Raw genomic sequence first — 16364 nt, 5'->3', positions numbered from 1 at the left:
GGATCACCGCCCGGAGAACAGCCGGGCGGCCATTCGTACTGCTGTTCAGACCGGATAGGAACTCAAGATCAATCTACAACTGACAGCAGAAAGTTCGGCGATGGTTTTCAGCGGGTGCAAATGGGCGTGCCGGTCCCATGAAGGACAGTGCGTTCGCCCGCACAAAAGGCACTCGCCCGCACCGTTGCCGATAATGTGACCTTCGAAGGGTATTTGCCCCTGCGCCCGGGTTGAACCTTCCCCCTGCCAGCACAGATAAAGACTAGACGCGGAGGGCATATGGATCAGGCACAGATCGAAGTTCAGGTTCTTGGGACGCTCTCGCAGATTTCTGCGGCGGACTGGGATGCCTGCGCCTGCCCCGAAGTTGCAGATGGCGGTCGTCCGCTTGATCCTTTCACCACCTATCGGTTCCTGGCTGCGCTGGAAGACAGCGGGTCTGTCGGGCCGGGTACGGGCTGGCAGCCGCAATATCTGGTGACCTACCACGACGGTATGTTGATTGCTGCAGCCCCGATGTATGCCAAATCGCACAGTCAGGGTGAGTATATATTTGACCATAATTGGGCCCATGCCTACGAAAATGCGGGCGGGCGGTATTATCCCAAATTACAGATTGCAGTGCCTTTCACCCCCGCTACCGGGCGGCGCTTTCTGGTGCGGCCGGGGTATGAGGCGTTGGGAATGTCGGCGCTTGTGCAGGGCGCGGTTCAATTGGCGGCTGACAATCGGGTTTCATCCGTACACGCGACCTTCTGCACCGAGGAAGAGGCACTGGCCGGCAAGCAGATGGGTCTGATGCTGCGCGAGTCGCAGCAGTTTCACTGGCTCAATGACGGCTACGAGGATTTCGATGGGTTCCTGTCCGCCCTGTCCTCGCGCAAGCGCAAGAACATCCGCAAAGAACGCGCCCAGGCCAGCAGCTTTGGCGGAGAAATTCGTACCCTTACGGGGGACGACCTGCGCCCCGAACATTGGGATGCCTTTTGGCGGTTTTACCAGGATACTGGCGCACGAAAATGGGGCTCTCCCTACCTGACGCGGCAATTCTTTGATATTGCGCAGGACACCATGGCAGACGACATGGCGTTGGTGCTGGCTGAACGGGATGGCTATCCCATTGCCGGGGCGCTGAATTTCATCGGACGCGAAACGCTGTTTGGCCGTTATTGGGGCTGCGTCGAACATCATGCCTGCCTGCATTTCGAACTGTGTTACTATCGAGCCATAGACTTCGCCATCGCACAGGGCCTGGCCCGCGTTGAGGCGGGCGCACAGGGCGAACACAAGCTGGCACGCGGCTACTTACCGACGCGCACGCACAGCTTGCATTGGGTCGCCGATCCCGGTTTTGCCGATGCGATCAAGAAATATCTGGACGCCGAGGCCCACGCGGTGGGACAAGAGATTGAGATTCTGACGGAATACGGCCCGTTCAGGAAATCGAACCCGGAGGAACAGCAATGACCGAACTATTGTCACCCGAGACCCGCGGACCGCTTTTAGATCCGCTGTTCAACAATGGCTGGACCATGGTCGAAGGCCGGGATGCGATCACCAAAACTTTTATTTTCGAAGATTTCGTACACGCGTTTGGCTGGATGACCCAAGTTGCCATCTTTGCCGAGAAATGGAACCACCATCCCGAATGGAGCAACGTCTACCGAACGGTAGAGGTGACGCTTGCCACGCATGACGTTGGCGGCATATCCGCTCTGGACGCCAAGCTGGCGCGTAAAATGGACAGTCTCTGCTAGCGGTTGCCCGAACCGACACCACCCGCAAGCGATGCAGCGGTACCCATCTGCGCAAACTCTGACGGAGTCACACTGCCGCTGCTGACATCGATATTTCTTGGAATGCCGGTTGTTCGGTTGCCAATCTGCCGGACGCTGCGTGCTGCCGGGTTAATATCCAGGCATTTATTGTCGTAGCACGTCAAACCCGAAGTGTTGATCTGAATGCGCGTTTGCCCGTCCGGTCCGGTCACAACCGGAGCTTGCGGCACATCGCAGGCCGCCAGCAGTGCAAGTGATCCAAAACCGATCCATTTTTTCATCGCACACTCCGGTTGTTAATCTAGCTGACCATTACCATCCTGATCCGCGGCATCAAAATCGGCGCTCATTTGCGCATCATATTCAGCTTTCGAAATAAGATCGTTGTTGTCACGGTCAACGTCCTGGAACAGTTTTATGTCCAGAAACGGTTCGGCCTCATCCCGTCCAAGCGTACCGTTCTTATCTTCGTCCATTTCCTGAAAGGCATAGTCCGAAAATGCGTTGAATTCATCGCGCGAGAGGAATCCGTCATTATTCGCGTCAATGGTCTTGAGTTCGTTTTCATGCAATTCGCCCACGGTTTCAGCCGAAACTGCACCCGCCAGCAGAACAACTGCAGCAATCAATAGTCCACGTATCATCTCAGCTCTCCTCAGCATGCGAATCTGTTGCCTTCAACGGCACCGGCGGCTGCGCCTGCTGCCGTCAGGATCGATCGTCCGGACCCGCCGCCGAACTGGTTGCCTATTGCTCCGCCGATAAGCGCTCCGCCCAACGATCCGCTGAGGCAGGCGATTTCATGTTGCCGCGCGGCTTGTTGTTGTGGGGTGGGTGCAGGGCCACAGGCAGCCAAAGCGCCCGCGGTTCCAAGAATTAGGGTGAAAATCTTTAGTTTCATTGATGAACTCCCTGATTGTATGCCGTAACTATTGGCGGATCAGGGCGTTGCATCAAGTTAATTAGCGTGCATGGCCCCGAGGATCGCCCGAGGCCAAACGCGATCAGATCGCTTCAAGCAGGCTTTCACCCGCTGAAATCTCGCACGCACCGGGGTTTTCTTCCACGTTCAGTGCGGTGACTTTTCCGTCTTCCACCAGCATGGCATACCGCTTGGACCGGGCGTAGAGGCCAACAGGCGGCGCGTCAAAATCCATCCCGATGGCTTTGGTGAACTCGGCCGAGGCATCGCCCAGCATGGTCAGCCCCGCATCCGCTGCGCCTGTGGCCTCTCCCCAGGCTTTCATCACAAAGGGGTCGTTGACGGCAACGCAGATGATCTCATCCACACCTTTGGCTGTGAACTGGTCCTTTGTTCGCACAAAGCTGGGAACATGGGCCGAATGGCATGTCGGCGTGAATGCACCGGGTACCGCAAAAATCACGACTTTGCGCCCTTTGGTTTTGTCTGAAATCCGCACCTCTTCGGGGCCGTCTGCACCCATCTGCGCAAGTGTGGCATCTGGCAGCGTGTCACCTGTTGAAATCATTGTTAAGCTCCTGTCGTTTGGATTTGCAGAGTCGGGCTCAGCCGCAATATAGGTGGTCGCGTGGATGAAACCACGGGAATTCGACACGGTGGGAGTAACATGAGCCATATTGTCGTAATCGGTGCCGGGCAGGCAGGGTCTTCGCTTGTCGCCGGACTGCGCAAAGACGGGTTTGAAGGGGACATCACCCTGATTGGGTCCGAACCGCATCTGCCCTATCAACGTCCGCCTTTGTCAAAGGCCTATCTTCTGGGAGAAATGGAACTGGAACGTCTGTTCCTGCGGCCCGAGAGCTTTTATGCCGAAAACAACATCACCCTGCGTCTGGGTCAGCGCGTTACGGCGATTGATCCGCAGGCCAAGACGGTCACCGTGGGGGACGATGTGATCTCGTACGACGAACTGGCACTTACCACCGGATCTGAACCCCGCTATCTGCCCGCCGCGATTGGTGGTGATCTGAAGGGCGTGCATGTTGTGCGCGACCTGTATCATGTGGATGAAATGGAGCCTTATGTCACGGAAGGCGCGCGTGCCCTGATCGTGGGTGGCGGCTATATCGGACTTGAGGCTGCGGCCGTCTGCGCCAAACGAGGGGTCAAGGTGACACTGGTCGAGATGGCAGACCGTATCCTGCAAAGGGTGGCCGCGCCCGAGACCAGTGATTATTTCCGTGCTTTGCACACGAACCACGGTGCCGATATCCGCGAAGGCGTGGGGCTGGACCATCTGGTTGGAGAAGACGGCAAGGTGGTAGGCGCGGTTCTGACCGATGGCACCAGACTGGACGTCGACCTTGTTGTTGTTGGCGTGGGGATCACTCCTTCGACCCAATTGGCTGAAATGGCCGGACTAGAGTTGGACAACGGGATCAAGACCGACGCACATGGGCGCACCTCCGATCCCTCAATCTGGGCGGCGGGTGACTGCGCGTCTTTCCCGCATGCCGGTACGCGCATCCGACTGGAAAGCGTACCAAACGCGATCGATCAGGCCGAGGTTGTGGCCCGGAACATACTGGGCGCGGGCAAGGACTATGTGGCGACACCCTGGTTCTGGTCGGACCAATATGACGTCAAACTCCAGATCGCCGGGCTGAACACGGGCTATGATCGTGTCGTGACCCGTCAGGGCGAGGGGCAGACCGTGTCTTTCTGGTATTACAATGGGGATCAGTTGATTGCAGTTGACGCGATGAACGACCCGCGCGCCTACATGGTCGGAAAACGTCTCATTGATGCAGGTAAGACCGCCGATCCTGCAGTGATTGCCGATCCCGAAGCGGACCTGAAACCGCTGCTCAAGGCGTGAGGATCATTGCCGGAGAGTTCCGGGGCCGGGCTTTGGCCTCGGTCGGCAAAGGGGATGCGGGTGCACATCTGCGCCCCACCACCGACAGGGTCCGGGAAAGCCTGTTCAACGTTCTGACCAATCAGATTGACTTTGACGGCTTGCGCGTACTGGACCTTTTTGCGGGCACCGGCGCGCTGGGGCTTGAGGCTTTGTCGCGTGGCGCGGCGCATGTGACATTCGTAGATGACGGGCGCGTGGCGCAGGGTCTGATCCGCAAGAATATCGACCTGACCCACAGCACCGACCGCTCCGACGTGATCCGCCGCGACGTCACGCGGTTGGATGAGAATCCGGGCAAGGCCTATGACCTGATCTTCCTGGATCCCCCCTATGGCAAAGCGCTGGGGCAGAAAGCCATTGCGGCCCTGTCAGATGGCTGGATAGCTGATGGTGCCCTGATCGTCTGGGAAGAAAACGCACCCATGCAGGCACCCGACGGGTTCATTATGCAGGACGCCCGGAAATACGGCGATACGCATATCACGCTCATGTGGCATGGTGATCCAGACAGATAACCAAGTAAACCGAACGGACCTCTGACCCGGCTCGCGTCAGCTATTCTGTCTTTTGAGAAACTGGCCAGCGTGTGCTAGTGTGTTCGCTATGGACCGAGCTTTAACCCCATCGATCTGGTCTGTCCCCAAGGACGCTGACGCAGCCACCGGGCCTGAACGCAAACCCATGCGAGCCCCGGTGTTTATCCATGACGCAGTGACGCCATGGGGGCAGGAAACCTTGCTGTTGAAACTGTTGCGCGACCAGTCCGCCGATCAGGACGAATAGGTTGGGTGGAACTTATTGCCCGGCGATAGGGTAAAGATGTCAACACCATCCGCCGTCACACCCACCGAGTGTTCAAACTGCGCGGACAGCGATTTATCGCGGGTCACGGCGGTCCAGTCATCGGCCAGCGTCTTGGTTTCGGGACGGCCCAGGTTCACCATCGGCTCAATGGTAAAAAACATACCTTCTTCAAGCATCGCGCCGGTGCCTGGACGCCCATAATGCAGCACGTTCGGCGGCGCGTGGAACACCCGGCCCAGCCCGTGGCCGCAGAAATCGCGAACAACGCTCATCCGGTGCGCCTCGACATAGGCCTGGATGGCGTGGCCGATATCACCAAAGGTATTACCGGGTTTGACCATCTCGATACCTTTGAACAGCGCGTCATGGGTTACTTGGATCAGACGCTCGGCTTTGCGGGGCAGTTTGCCGGCCACATACATGCGCGATGTATCGCCGTACCAGCCATCCAAGATCACCGTGACATCGATATTCAGGATGTCACCATCCTTTAGCCGTTTGTCGCCGGGAATCCCGTGGCAGACCACGTGGTTCACACTGATGCAACTGGCGTGCTGATAGCCTTTGTAGCCAATCGTTGCCGAAGTTGCGCCTGCCTCATCGACCATCTGGGTGATAATCCGGTCAATCTCACCCGTGGTTTGGCCTGGAAAAACATGCTCCGCGATGTTGTCGAGTATCCGCGCGGCCAAGGCCCCTGCCGTATGCATACCGGCAAAGTCACCCTGTTCATAGATACGGATACCGTCCTTTGTCAGACGGCCACGATGTTCTTTCATGGATGCAAGGCTCCGAATGTTTCGCGCAACCCGTCTTTTACGCTGCTTGTGCAGAAAGTTCCAGAGGGCTTGAGGTCGCGTGCGGTAGGTTGCTTAAATGGTCCTTTGGGCCGGTTCTGCAAGGGCCACCGCGTCAATTGGATAAGTGAAGCGCATCGCAGCAAGGCCCGCAGACAGGTTAGGGCTAAAATTTCCCTCGATTTTCAGTCCGTTTCGGCGCCTATTCTGCATAGTGACGCCGGAATTCGGCGATCTTGTCAGGGAACAGAACCATGCCGCACAAGCGAGAATTGATTTCAAACGGAAACCCGATGGAAACCATTGTGGGTTTCAGCCGTGCAGTCAGGGTGGGACATTTCATTGCGGTTGGCGGTACGGCCCCGGTCGATCAGGAGGGCAAAACCGTAGGGGTCGGTGACGTGTTCTTGCAGACCAAGCAGTGTTTTGAAATCATCAAAGCAGCCTTGGAACAGGCAGGGTCAGGCTTGCACGACATCGTGCGTACCCGCGTGATCCTGACGGATATCGACAACTGGAAGCAGGCGATTGAGGCCCGGAAACTCTACTGCCTAGACGCGCGGCCGGTCGACACGATCATGGCCATCGACCGTTTCGTGAACCCCGAATGGCTGGTCGAGATCGAAGTGGACGCCGTTGTCGCCGATTGACACAAATCTGTGCTCACCGAACCTGATTTCAGATAGGGACGGCACCCAAACCCCTTTCGCGAAATTCACACAAGATCCGCTGCGGTTCCGCAAAATGATGGCATCTCCATAGTCCATTTTCGAATATCCATAGGTTCGAAGCGATCAAAGACTCAGAAAGATATAGAAAAGTCGACCCGCCGCGGATTGAGACCGCGTGCACCTGTGATCTTCTCAAGACATATCAGCCGGACGGAACGTCAATAACGCGGTACAAAAGCAGCTTTACCTGCGTGCGAAAAGCCGGAAATCCGCGCAGATATTTGATATGCTGCCACCAGAAATAGACTCTGGAGGCAGATATGCCGAGTTTTTCCGCAAATTTTGTTGGTGATATTCCCAGCCACTATGACCGCGGTCTGGGGCCAAACATTTTCACAGACTACGCTGAAAAGATGGCTGAGCTGTGCAGCAGTCTTGTTGCCAAGCGCGTTTTGGAACTGGCAGCCGGCACCGGGATCGTCAGCAGGCAACTGCGCGACAGGCTGCATCCGGATACAGCGCTTGTGATAACGGACCTCAACTCTCCGATGCTTGATGTCGCGAAACAGAAGTTCACGGCTGATGACAACGTTGAGTTTGCAGCAGCCAACGCAATGGACCTGCCGTTTGAGGACGACGCGTTTGATTTAATGGCCTGCCAGTTCGGTGTCATGTTCTTCCCGGACAAAATTGCGTCTTTTAAGGAAGCCGCCCGTGTCTTGAAGCCCGGTGGGCACTACGTGTTCAACGTGTGGAGCGACATGTCGGAAAATCCATTCTCGGAAACGACACATCAGACAGTCATGCAATTCTTTTCGGATAATCCCCCGGGCTTTTACAAAGTTCCATTTCACTACGGCGATCCGCAGGTTGTACGTGCCGATCTTTCCGCTGCGGGTTGGACGGATGTCGAGCATGAGACAATCACTGTGACTAAGCAGATCGTTGATATCGATAAGTTTGCAACTGCATTGGTTTACGGAAACCCCTTAATAGATGAAATCAAGGATCGTGGCGGGGTGGATCCCGATGCCGTCGTCGCCCGGATTGGGACGAATCTGCGGTCGCGGTTCGGGGCTAGTGACCTCAGAATGCCGCTGTCTGCGACCATGTTTAAGTGTCGCTTGTAGGACCAATGGGCAAGGCTGGGATGTGAAGTGTTCCCAAGGCGCTTTCTGAAGCACGGCATTTGACAGTGTTCAGGCCAAAAGACCTTTTGGTTCCACCCAAATTCCCTGCGGCGAGATGCGTGCTGCATAAACCAACCGCTGAACCCCTTGAGCTTGGGCGGCCTCGAAGGCTGCGGCGTAGGTCGGGTCGATATCGGTAGCCAACGCGAATCGGTCGCAATCCGTGCGCTGCACTAAATACAGCATAATTGCACGGTGCCCCTGCGCAGCCATCCTTGCCAGTTCACCCAGATGTTTGGTACCGCGCGCGGTGACACTATCTGGGAATTCAGCCAGACCGCTTTTGCGTGAGAGGGTGACGCTTTTGACCTCGACATAGGCATCCGGCAGGCCCGGTTGGGTCAGCAGAAAGTCGATGCGACTTTGATGGCCATATTTTACTTCGGGCCGGACGGTTTCATAGATCGCAAGTTCGGGGATTTCACCCGCCTCCAACGCCGCACGCAGCGCCTTGTTGGGCAACGACGTGTCAACACCGGTGAAATGTCCATTCTCATGGTCGACCAGACGCCAGCCGTATTTCAGCTTTTTCTTCGGATCGTCATTCGGCTCAAGCCAGATTTTTTCACCCGGTTCAGCCAGCCCCATCATGGAGCCGGGATTGGCGCAATGGGCCGTGACCTCGCGCCCGTCCTCAAGCGTACAATCCGCCAGAAAGCGTTTGTAGCGGCGGATCAGGCGGGCGGGGACGAGGGGGGTTTCAAATCGCATGCCTCACGGCCTATACCTGCCCCAAAGGTCGATCAAGAGGGAGGCGCTTTCCATGGCCAATCCAACCGCTGCAATGCTTGTGATCGGAGATGAGATCCTGTCGGGCCGAACCCGTGATTCAAATATGCACTTCCTGGCCGGAGAGCTGACCAAACACGGTATCGACCTGAAAGAGGTACGCTTCGTCAGCGACGATGCGCCCGCCATTGAAACTGCAGTCAAGGCGCTATCGCAGGCGTATGACACAGTATTCACCAGCGGCGGGATCGGCCCGACCCATGACGACATCACCGCAGATTGCATCGCGCGCGCATTCAGCAGGCCCATCGACGTGCGCGAGGATGCGCGGGCGTTACTCCAAGCCCACTATGACAAATCCGGTCTGGAGCTGAACCACGCGCGTTTGCGGATGGCACGTATACCGGACAGGGCCACTCTGATCGAAAACCCGGTTTCTACGGCTCCTGGATTTACCATTGAAAACGTGCACGTGATGGCCGGGGTGCCGTCAGTTTTTCAGGCTATGGTTGCCAGCGTGCTGCCCGGGCTGACCGGAGGCAATCCGCTGTTGTCACAAACCTTGCGTGTGGATCGGGGCGAAGGCGATATCGCCGCAACCCTCGCTGCATTGGCCGAAAGGTTTCAGGATCTTTCAATCGGCTGCTATCCATTCCAGGTCAATGGTGTTTTCGGTGCGAACGTGGTCGTGCGAGGGACGAACGGCGCGCAGATTGACGCGGCCATAACCCGATTGGCGAAAGAACTGGATCTGTGAACACCAACTGGGCCGCCATCGTCGACGGCACCTGGCCTGCTGCGCGGTACGAAAGGCTAGGGCCGTTTCAATTGCGACAGGGGCGCGGCGGCGGCTCACGCGTGAGTGCCGCAAGTGCGCTGGGTCCGGCGACCGAGGCTGATATTGACGCCGCCGAAGCCGAGATGCAGGCGATGGGGCAAAAGCGCCTGTTTTGCCTGCGTCCGGGGGATGAGGCGCTGGACGTACAGCTTACCGCGCGAGGGTATGACATTCTTGACCCGGTCAATATCTATGCGTGCCCTGTTGATCATCTGACCGACACCCCTATCCCCCGTGTGACGGTCTTCACCATTTGGGAGCCTCTGGCCATCATGCGCGAAATATGGGCGCAGGGCGGGATCGGGCCGGAACGGATCGCCGTGATGGACCGCGCGAAGGGTCCGAAAACTGGCTTTCTTTTGCGTCGCAACGATCATCCCGCCGGCACCAGTTTTGCTGCGCTGCAAGACGGCATTGTCATGGTTCACGCGCTTGAGGTTTTGCCAGAACACCGTCGGCAGGGACTGGGTGCATGGGCGATGCGCGCCGCCGCATTCTGGGCGCAAGAGCACGGGGCCAAAACGCTCAGCGTGATCTGCACCAAGGCAAATGTCGGTGCGAACGGACTATATCACGCACTTGGGATGGAGATTGTTGACGAATACCACTACCGTCAGTCTGCCCAAGGAGAGAACCCGACGTGACCGACCAGACTATGCCCACCGCGCTGAACCTGCCGATGGTGGACCCGCTACCCCCCGAAACGCAAAAGTACTTCGATATTTGCGTGGAAAAGCTTGGCTTTGTGCCCAATGTGTTGCGCGCCTATGCGTTTGATATCGAGAAGCTGAACGCGTTTACCGCGATGTATAACGACCTGATGCTGGGCGACAGCGGCCTCAGCAAGTTGGAGCGCGAAATGATTGCGGTGGTCGTGTCAGCGATCAACAAATGCTTCTACTGCCTAGTGGCCCATGGCGCAGCGGTACGGCAGTTGTCTGGCGATCCGCAATTGGGCGAGAGGCTGGTCATGAATTACCGCGTCGCCAATCTGAACCCGCGTCAGCGTGCAATGCTGGATTTTGCCGCCAAGATGACCACAGCCAGCACTGAGATCGAAGAGCCTGATCGCCAGCGTCTGCGCAACGTGGGCTTCACCGACCGGGATATCTGGGATATTGCCAACGTCACCGGATTTTTCAACATGTCGAACCGGGTTGCAAGCGCGACCGCTATGGCTCCGAACGACGACTATCACGCGCAGGCTCGATGATCCGAATTGCCCAAGTGATCCTTTTGGTGCTGGCAGGACCCGTTGCCGCACAGGATCTGACGTTGCCCACCGGCGCGCGCCAACTAAGCGAACGTGTCAGTCCGCTGGACAGTTACGACTTACCGACCGGCCCGATTGATGGTGGCGCCCTGCCGGTGCAGCAAGTCGAAGGTCGTGTCGAAAGGTTCACATGGCGCGTGCAGTCTGGTTCCAGCACAACGCTGCAACTTCTGGCGCCGCTGCGCGAACAGATCACCGCGCAAGGCTATGACGTTCTGTTCGAATGTGCAGCCAAGGCCTGCGGTGGGTTCGACTTCCGGTTCGCGACCGAGGTGGTGCCAACCCCCGACATGTATGTGGCGATACAGGATTATCGCTTTCTGGCTGCCAAACGCGGAGAAGACGTAGTGACTCTGCTTGTCAGCCGCAACCCGCCCAGCGGTTACATCCAGATGATCCGGGTGACCCCGGTAGACGCCCCTGCCCCTCCCCCATTGGTGATCGAAGAAACAGTCGACAACTCGGGCGGACTGCTTTCTGCCCTGGCGCAGAACGGGCACGTTATTCTGGACGATCTGCATTTCCGCACCGGTGAAATCACGCTGGGCGACGGGCCGTTTGCCTCACTGGCGCAGATAGCGGGCTATCTGGCCGACAACCCGGGCACGCGGCTGGCACTTGTGGGGCATACGGACGACACCGGTGCGCTGGATGCCAATATTTCTATAAGCACGGGACGGGCACAAGCGGTACGCGCCCGCTTGATCGAAGCATATGGCGTGTCAGGCGACCGGATCGAAGCACGCGGAATCGGATACCTGGCCCCCCTGACCTCGAACGACACGCCCGCAGGTCGCGACCTGAATCGCCGGGTTGAGGCCGTGCTGCTGGTCAACTGACTCGGCTTTCCTGCATCGAGGTGTTCTGACAAAAAAAAGACCCGCATCAAAGCGCGGGCCGTCGAAGTTTACCGAGGAGATTAGTGCTGTCCTTTAAACTATCTTCACCAAAAAAGACTATTTGTCGACAGAACAGAGACAATATGAGATTTTCTTTGACATATTGCCAGCACCTTAAGCGGACGAAGTGAGGCAACTCACAGCACGCAGCAGGAGTTCCCGCCAGCGTATTGTTGTTTCTGTCAACTCGCCCAGTCCATCAGGCCTTTGTCTGCGAAGGACTCGACGAGGAAATCAATAAAAGCGCGCACCTTGGGTTGCGTGAAACGGCCGGGTGGATAGACGGCATAGATACCCTGCACTTCGTCAGGCAGGGACGGCATCGCATCCAGAACCGCACCGGTTTTCAACGCGTCCGCGTAGAGATAGCTTGGCAGATAGGCGATCCCCAGACCCGAGATGGCCGCATTCAGCAGCGACTGACCGTCATTGACGCTCAGCCAGCCGGCTGTGCGTACCTGTCGCTTTTCGCCAGATGGTGCTGTCAGCCGCCAGACATTGCCGGATGATTGGCTGGAGTAGTGCAGCAGTTTGTGCTCGTTCAGATCGTCGATCTTCTGCGGGCGGCCAAATTTTTCGATGTAACTGGGCGCGGCGACCATGCGTTTCACGGTTTCCGTCAGTTTGCGGGCGCGCAGGGTGCTGTCTTCCAGCTCACCAATACGTACGGCCACGTCAAACCCTTCCGAGATCAGCTCCACATAGCGGTTGTTCAGAACCATGTTCACCGTGATGTCCGGGTAGGCGGCCAGAAAATCCGACAAAACCGGTGACAGGTGATTTACGCCGAAATCTGTTGCCACACTGATCCGCAACAGGCCAGACGGTGCCGACTGCATTGAGGTAACCAGCGCATCCGCCTCGCCTGCGTCATTCAGCACGCGGCGCGCGCGGTCGTAGTAAGCCAGTCCGATCTCGGTCGGGGAAACGCGACGCGTGGTGCGGTTCAGCAACCGCGCGCCCAATCGGGCCTCTAGGCTGGATACGTGCTTTGACACAGCCGATTTGGAGATGCCCATTTTCTTGGCCGCATCTGTGAAGCCTCCCTGGTCCACCACATTGGCAAAGGCTTCCATTTCGGTCAGTCGGTCCATTCTCATTCCCCAGGTCTTTTGTTCTTTGTCTCACTATTGGGGTCAATCTGGGCGGAAACTGGGCGGACATGGGATAATATCAGGGTTTTAAAACGGATCGTTTGCAGATGGGAAACGCGGAAACAATGGTTTCCAAATAGAATACACCCATAAAAGAGACCGATTTTAGGACCGGTGATCCTGATATGCTAGGATGACAATGGCAAATTTGTGACCGTGGAGGAGATCATGAAACTGCTTTTTGCAATTGCGGCCGTGTGCCTGTCTGCAACCTTTGCGTTGGCCGGAGGAGAAACACCATCAAACCCTGACGCGGAAGTCTATTTTGTAACTCTTGCCAACGGGGACACGGTTCAATCTCCGGTCACTGTGGTCTTTGGCCTCAAGGGTATGGGCGTGGCCCCGGCCGGGACCGAGCAGGAAAACACCGGCCACCATCACCTTCTCATTAATCGCCCGCCGATTGGCGAAGGCGAAGGCGGTGCCGATGAGCTGGCTTATGGCCTGCCTGCCGATGACAACCACCTGCATTTCGGCGGCGGTCAGACCGAGGTAACGCTGGACCTTGCCCCCGGAGAACACACGCTACAACTGGTGCTGGGCGACGCGGGTCACGTACCGCATAACCCGCCGATTGTGTCCGAGGTGATCACGATAACGGTGGAATAGCAGCGCTCCTGCATAATCTTGGCTGCAAGGCGATGGTGCGGTTGAAAGATTGGCCGCGGGACTCAGCCGCGGTTCAAAAGGTAGGCTGTTGCGTTCAAAACTCTGCCGCCAGCCTTGTCCCCTGGTTGATCGCCCGCTTGGCATCCAGCTCAGCCGCAACATCTGCCCCGCCTATAACATGTGGCGTGATACCGCGTTCGATCAGCGCATCCGCAAGACTGCGGTCCGAGACCTGACCCGCGCATAAAACAATTGTATCCGCAGCGATCACTGTTGGATCGGCGCGGTCTTCGCCAAAGCTGACATGCAGGCCGTCTTCGTCGATCTTTTCATAGTTCACGCCACCCACGAAATTTACCTGTTTCATCTTCAGCGTCGCGCGATGAATCCAGCCCGTGGTCTTCCCCAGCCCTTTGCCGTGCGCCTGCTTCTTGCGTTGCAAGAGCGTAACCTGACGCTTGGGCGCTTCGGGCTGCGGGCCTTCGGGGGCGAGGCCCGAACGGTGATTGGCCGGGTCGGTGACGCCCCATTCCTTCATCCACAGGGGGAGGTCGGTGGTCGCGCTGTGGCCGTCTTCGATCAGGAATTCAGAGACGTCAAAGCCGATACCCCCGGCGCCGATTACGGCAACGGATGCACCGACCTCGGCCTTGCCGCGCAGTACGTCGATGTAACTCAGTACATTGTCTCGGTCCTGCCCGGGTATCTGCGGATCGCGCGGGATAACGCCCGTGGCGATCACCACCTCGTCAAAGCCGGTCAGATCATCGGCGCTGACCTCGCGGTTCAGTTCCAGTTTGACACCCAGATCGGCCATCATGGTGTGGTACCAGTCGACCAGCCCCCAGAATTCCTCTTTTCCCGGAACCTGTTTCGCCATGTTCAGCTGGCCCCCGATCTCGCTGGCACGGTCGAACAAGGTAACGCTATGCCCACGCTGGGCGGCGGTCATAGCGGTGGACAACCCAGCCGGACCTGCGCCAACGATGGCCACACTCTTGGGCGTGTCAGTCTTTTCGATCACCAGCTCGGTCTCGTGACAGGCGCGTGGGTTCACCAGACATGATGTCAGCTTGCCGCTGAACGTGTGATCCAAACACGCTTGGTTGCAGGCAATGCAGGGCGCGATCTTGGCGGACTCTCCTGCCATTGCCTTGGCCACGAAATCCGCATCCGCCAACATCGGACGGGCCAGCGAGACCATGTCGGCACAACCTGTCGACAGCACCTCTTCGGCCACCTCGGGGGTGTTAATGCGGTTCGAGGTGATCACCGGAATAGACACCTTGCCCATCAGCTTTTTCGTGACCCACGCAAAGGCCGCGCGGGGAACGCTGGTGGCAATGGTCGGGATTCGCGCCTCGTGCCAGCCGATGCCAGTGTTGATGATCGTGGCGCCGGCCTTTTCGATCTCTTGCGCCAGTTGCACCACCTCGTCATGGGTCGAGCCGTTGGGAACAAGGTCGATCATGGAAAGGCGGTAGATGATGATGAACTCACGGCCCACCGCCTCACGCGTGCGGCGCACGACCTCGATGGGCAGGCGCATTCGGTTCTCGTAAGACCCGCCCCATCGGTCGTTACGCTTGTTAGTATGGGTCACGAGGAACTGGTTCAGGAAATACCCCTCGGACCCCATGATTTCGACCCCATCATAGCCCGCTTTCTGAGCCAGAACGGCGGCGTTGACGATATCGCTGATCTGTTTCTCAATGCCCTCTTCATCCAGCTCGCTTGGAGGGAATGGCGAAATGGGCGATTTTACCGGGCTGGGCGCCACGCATTTGGGTCCATAGGCATAACGGCCCGCATGCAGGATCTGCATCGCGATCTTGCCGCCCGCCTGATGCACCCGGTCCGTCACGATAGAGTGGTTCGTCACGTCCTTTTCGGTCGTCATCATCGATGCACCCGGCAGAACTGACCCTTCCAGGTTTGGACCAATCCCACCCGTCACCATCAGTGCCACGCCACCGCGCGCCCGGTCGGCATAGAACTCGGCCACCCGGTTCCAGTCGCCGGTTTCCTCAAGCCCCGTGTGCATCGAGCCCATCAACACCCGGTTCTTCAAGGTGGTGAAGCCCAGATCAAGCGGGGCCAGCATGTTTGGGTACGCAGTCATGGCAAAACTCTCCCTCCTGACGTCATGCCCCAAATTGCCGTGCGCGTCACCTTTGTCACGCGAAACCTCACGTCACCCCCTTTGCTGCTGCCGCCACGCTTGGTACAGCTCGGCCGGACAACCATGAGGCCGCGCATGACCCCCGAACAGATCGCCAAACTTCCCTATCGTCCCTGTGTCGGGCTAATGCTGATGAATACTGAGGGTAAGATCTTTGTCGGCCAGCGCAACGACCGGTTTGAGGATGCGTGGCAGATGCCCCAAGGCGGCGTAGACAAAGGCGAGAACGCCCGCGACGCGGCCTTGCGAGAGTTGTGGGAAGAAACCGGCGTCACTGCCGATCTGGTTCAGATCATCGCTGAAACCGATGGCTGGCTACCCTATGACCTGCCGCATGACATCGTGCCCAAAATCTGGAAGGGCCGCTATCGCGGGCAGGAACAGAAATGGTTCCTGATGCGCTTTCTGGGGGCTGATAACCAGATCAACATCAAGACTGACCACCCCGAGTTCACCCGCTGGAAATGGCAGGACCCCGCGCGCCTGATCGATGAGATCGTGCCGTTCAAACGAGATGTGTATACGCGGGTGATGGAGGCGTTTGGCGAGTATTTGCGGTGAGGGCTGTTTGTTCGTTTTGAGCCCATTTTGTCCGAT

21 protein-coding genes are annotated in these 16364 nt (G+C 57.7%); 13 read left to right on the top strand and 8 right to left on the bottom strand.

The genetic code is table 11. The features are described 5' to 3' along the window. The first annotated feature begins 279 nt into the window (after positions 1-279). Complete coding sequence (locus tag ACXAET_RS14050; protein WP_475186201.1) at positions 280-1467, top strand: GNAT family N-acetyltransferase; 1188 nt, start codon at positions 280-282, stop codon at positions 1465-1467. Continuing rightward, positions 1464-1757, top strand: a complete 294-nt coding sequence (locus ACXAET_RS14045) for a 4a-hydroxytetrahydrobiopterin dehydratase (RefSeq protein ID WP_068336668.1) — start codon at positions 1464-1466, stop codon at positions 1755-1757. The genes ACXAET_RS14050 and ACXAET_RS14045 overlap by 4 nt, the downstream gene beginning before the upstream one ends. Here the strand turns inward: ACXAET_RS14045 and ACXAET_RS14040 are convergent. The 4 genes from ACXAET_RS14040 to ACXAET_RS14025 form a co-directional block, all read right to left on the bottom strand. Further along, entirely contained in the window at positions 1754-2059 is a 306-nt protein-coding gene (locus tag ACXAET_RS14040; RefSeq protein WP_475186200.1) for a hypothetical protein, read from the bottom strand. The genes ACXAET_RS14045 and ACXAET_RS14040 overlap by 4 nt on opposite strands. Before the next feature lie 15 nt (positions 2060-2074). Further along, complete coding sequence (locus ACXAET_RS14035) at positions 2075-2422, bottom strand: EF-hand domain-containing protein (RefSeq protein ID WP_475186195.1); 348 nt, start codon at positions 2420-2422, stop codon at positions 2075-2077. An 11-nt stretch (positions 2423-2433) separates the two neighbouring features. After that, the gene (locus ACXAET_RS14030; protein WP_475186189.1) at positions 2434-2679 is read right to left on the bottom strand and encodes a glycine zipper 2TM domain-containing protein; all 246 of its coding nucleotides are present in this window, start codon (positions 2677-2679) and stop codon (positions 2434-2436) included. A 103-nt stretch (positions 2680-2782) separates the two neighbouring features. Further along, on the bottom strand, positions 2783-3268 hold the full coding sequence (locus ACXAET_RS14025; protein ID WP_475186186.1) for a redoxin family protein: 486 nt from the start codon (positions 3266-3268) through the stop codon (positions 2783-2785). 99 nt (positions 3269-3367) lie between these two features. On the opposite strand from ACXAET_RS14025, the gene ACXAET_RS14020 reads away from it, so the two are divergent. From ACXAET_RS14020 to ACXAET_RS14010, 3 genes are all read left to right on the top strand, one after another. Then, positions 3368-4579 (top strand): NAD(P)/FAD-dependent oxidoreductase, encoded by a 1212-nt coding sequence (locus tag ACXAET_RS14020; protein ID WP_475186181.1) that lies wholly within the window; start codon positions 3368-3370, stop codon positions 4577-4579. Then, positions 4576-5136 carry a 16S rRNA (guanine(966)-N(2))-methyltransferase RsmD gene (rsmD, locus tag ACXAET_RS14015; protein ID WP_475186177.1) on the top strand — a complete coding sequence of 187 codons (561 nt, stop codon included), beginning with the start codon at positions 4576-4578 and terminating at the stop codon, positions 5134-5136. The genes ACXAET_RS14020 and rsmD overlap by 4 nt, the downstream gene beginning before the upstream one ends. 88 nt (positions 5137-5224) lie before the next feature. Next, positions 5225-5404, top strand: a complete 180-nt coding sequence (locus tag ACXAET_RS14010) for a hypothetical protein (protein ID WP_475186174.1) — start codon at positions 5225-5227, stop codon at positions 5402-5404. Here ACXAET_RS14010 and map read toward each other — a convergent pair. Then, positions 5392-6204 carry a type I methionyl aminopeptidase gene (gene map, locus ACXAET_RS14005; RefSeq protein WP_475186170.1) on the bottom strand — a complete coding sequence of 271 codons (813 nt, stop codon included), beginning with the start codon at positions 6202-6204 and terminating at the stop codon, positions 5392-5394. The two genes, ACXAET_RS14010 and map, sit on opposite strands and share 13 nt — an antisense overlap. Before the next feature lie 272 nt (positions 6205-6476). On the opposite strand from map, the gene ACXAET_RS14000 reads away from it, so the two are divergent. Together ACXAET_RS14000 and ACXAET_RS13995 are read left to right on the top strand one after the other, a co-directional pair. After that, positions 6477-6872: a RidA family protein gene (locus ACXAET_RS14000; protein ID WP_475186167.1), complete on the top strand. Its 396-nt coding sequence runs from the start codon at positions 6477-6479 to the stop codon at positions 6870-6872. 341 nt (positions 6873-7213) lie between these two features. Next, positions 7214-8023: a class I SAM-dependent methyltransferase gene (locus ACXAET_RS13995; RefSeq protein WP_475186165.1), complete on the top strand. Its 810-nt coding sequence runs from the start codon at positions 7214-7216 to the stop codon at positions 8021-8023. Positions 8024-8092: 69 nt separating this feature from the next. Here ACXAET_RS13995 and sfsA read toward each other — a convergent pair whose 3' ends face one another. Next, positions 8093-8794: a DNA/RNA nuclease SfsA gene (gene sfsA, locus ACXAET_RS13990; RefSeq protein WP_475186161.1), complete on the bottom strand. Its 702-nt coding sequence runs from the start codon at positions 8792-8794 to the stop codon at positions 8093-8095. A gap of 52 nt (positions 8795-8846) precedes the next feature. Here sfsA and ACXAET_RS13985 point away from each other — a divergent pair, with 52 nt between their 5' ends. From ACXAET_RS13985 to ACXAET_RS13970, 4 genes are read left to right on the top strand one after another with little or no spacing between them, the layout of a single operon-like run. After that, positions 8847-9569 (top strand): competence/damage-inducible protein A, encoded by a 723-nt coding sequence (locus ACXAET_RS13985; RefSeq protein WP_475186158.1) that lies wholly within the window; start codon positions 8847-8849, stop codon positions 9567-9569. Next, positions 9566-10294: a GNAT family N-acetyltransferase gene (locus tag ACXAET_RS13980; RefSeq protein ID WP_475186155.1), complete on the top strand. Its 729-nt coding sequence runs from the start codon at positions 9566-9568 to the stop codon at positions 10292-10294. The genes ACXAET_RS13985 and ACXAET_RS13980 overlap by 4 nt, the downstream gene beginning before the upstream one ends. Continuing rightward, positions 10291-10863, top strand: coding sequence for a peroxidase-related enzyme (locus tag ACXAET_RS13975; RefSeq protein ID WP_475186153.1), 573 nt, complete (start codon positions 10291-10293; stop codon positions 10861-10863). Before ACXAET_RS13980 ends, ACXAET_RS13975 begins: the two co-directional genes overlap by 4 nt. Next, positions 10860-11762 (top strand): OmpA family protein, encoded by a 903-nt coding sequence (locus ACXAET_RS13970; protein WP_475186148.1) that lies wholly within the window; start codon positions 10860-10862, stop codon positions 11760-11762. Before ACXAET_RS13975 ends, ACXAET_RS13970 begins: the two co-directional genes overlap by 4 nt. Positions 11763-12004: 242 nt before the next feature. Here ACXAET_RS13970 and ACXAET_RS13965 read toward each other — a convergent pair whose 3' ends face one another. Beyond that, positions 12005-12916: a LysR family transcriptional regulator gene (locus ACXAET_RS13965; RefSeq protein ID WP_068336630.1), complete on the bottom strand. Its 912-nt coding sequence runs from the start codon at positions 12914-12916 to the stop codon at positions 12005-12007. A gap of 228 nt (positions 12917-13144) precedes the next feature. Between ACXAET_RS13965 and ACXAET_RS13960 the strand changes: the two genes are divergently transcribed. Further along, a complete protein-coding gene (locus tag ACXAET_RS13960) occupies positions 13145-13585 on the top strand; it encodes a DUF4399 domain-containing protein (RefSeq protein ID WP_475186144.1) in 441 nt (146 codons plus the stop codon). A 94-nt stretch (positions 13586-13679) separates the two neighbouring features. Here the strand turns inward: ACXAET_RS13960 and ACXAET_RS13955 are convergent, their stop codons facing one another. Then, on the bottom strand, positions 13680-15707 hold the full coding sequence (locus tag ACXAET_RS13955; protein ID WP_475186143.1) for an FAD-dependent oxidoreductase: 2028 nt from the start codon (positions 15705-15707) through the stop codon (positions 13680-13682). 135 nt (positions 15708-15842) lie between these two features. On the opposite strand from ACXAET_RS13955, the gene ACXAET_RS13950 reads away from it, so the two are divergent. Beyond that, complete coding sequence (locus ACXAET_RS13950; protein WP_475186140.1) at positions 15843-16328, top strand: RNA pyrophosphohydrolase; 486 nt, start codon at positions 15843-15845, stop codon at positions 16326-16328. Positions 16329-16364 lie beyond the last annotated feature (36 nt).

Source organism: Ruegeria sp. AWH4_226 (genome assembly GCF_056159225.1).
The sequence above is the reverse complement of the archived record's forward strand: the minus strand, read 5'-3'. Positions and strand labels throughout refer to the sequence as shown.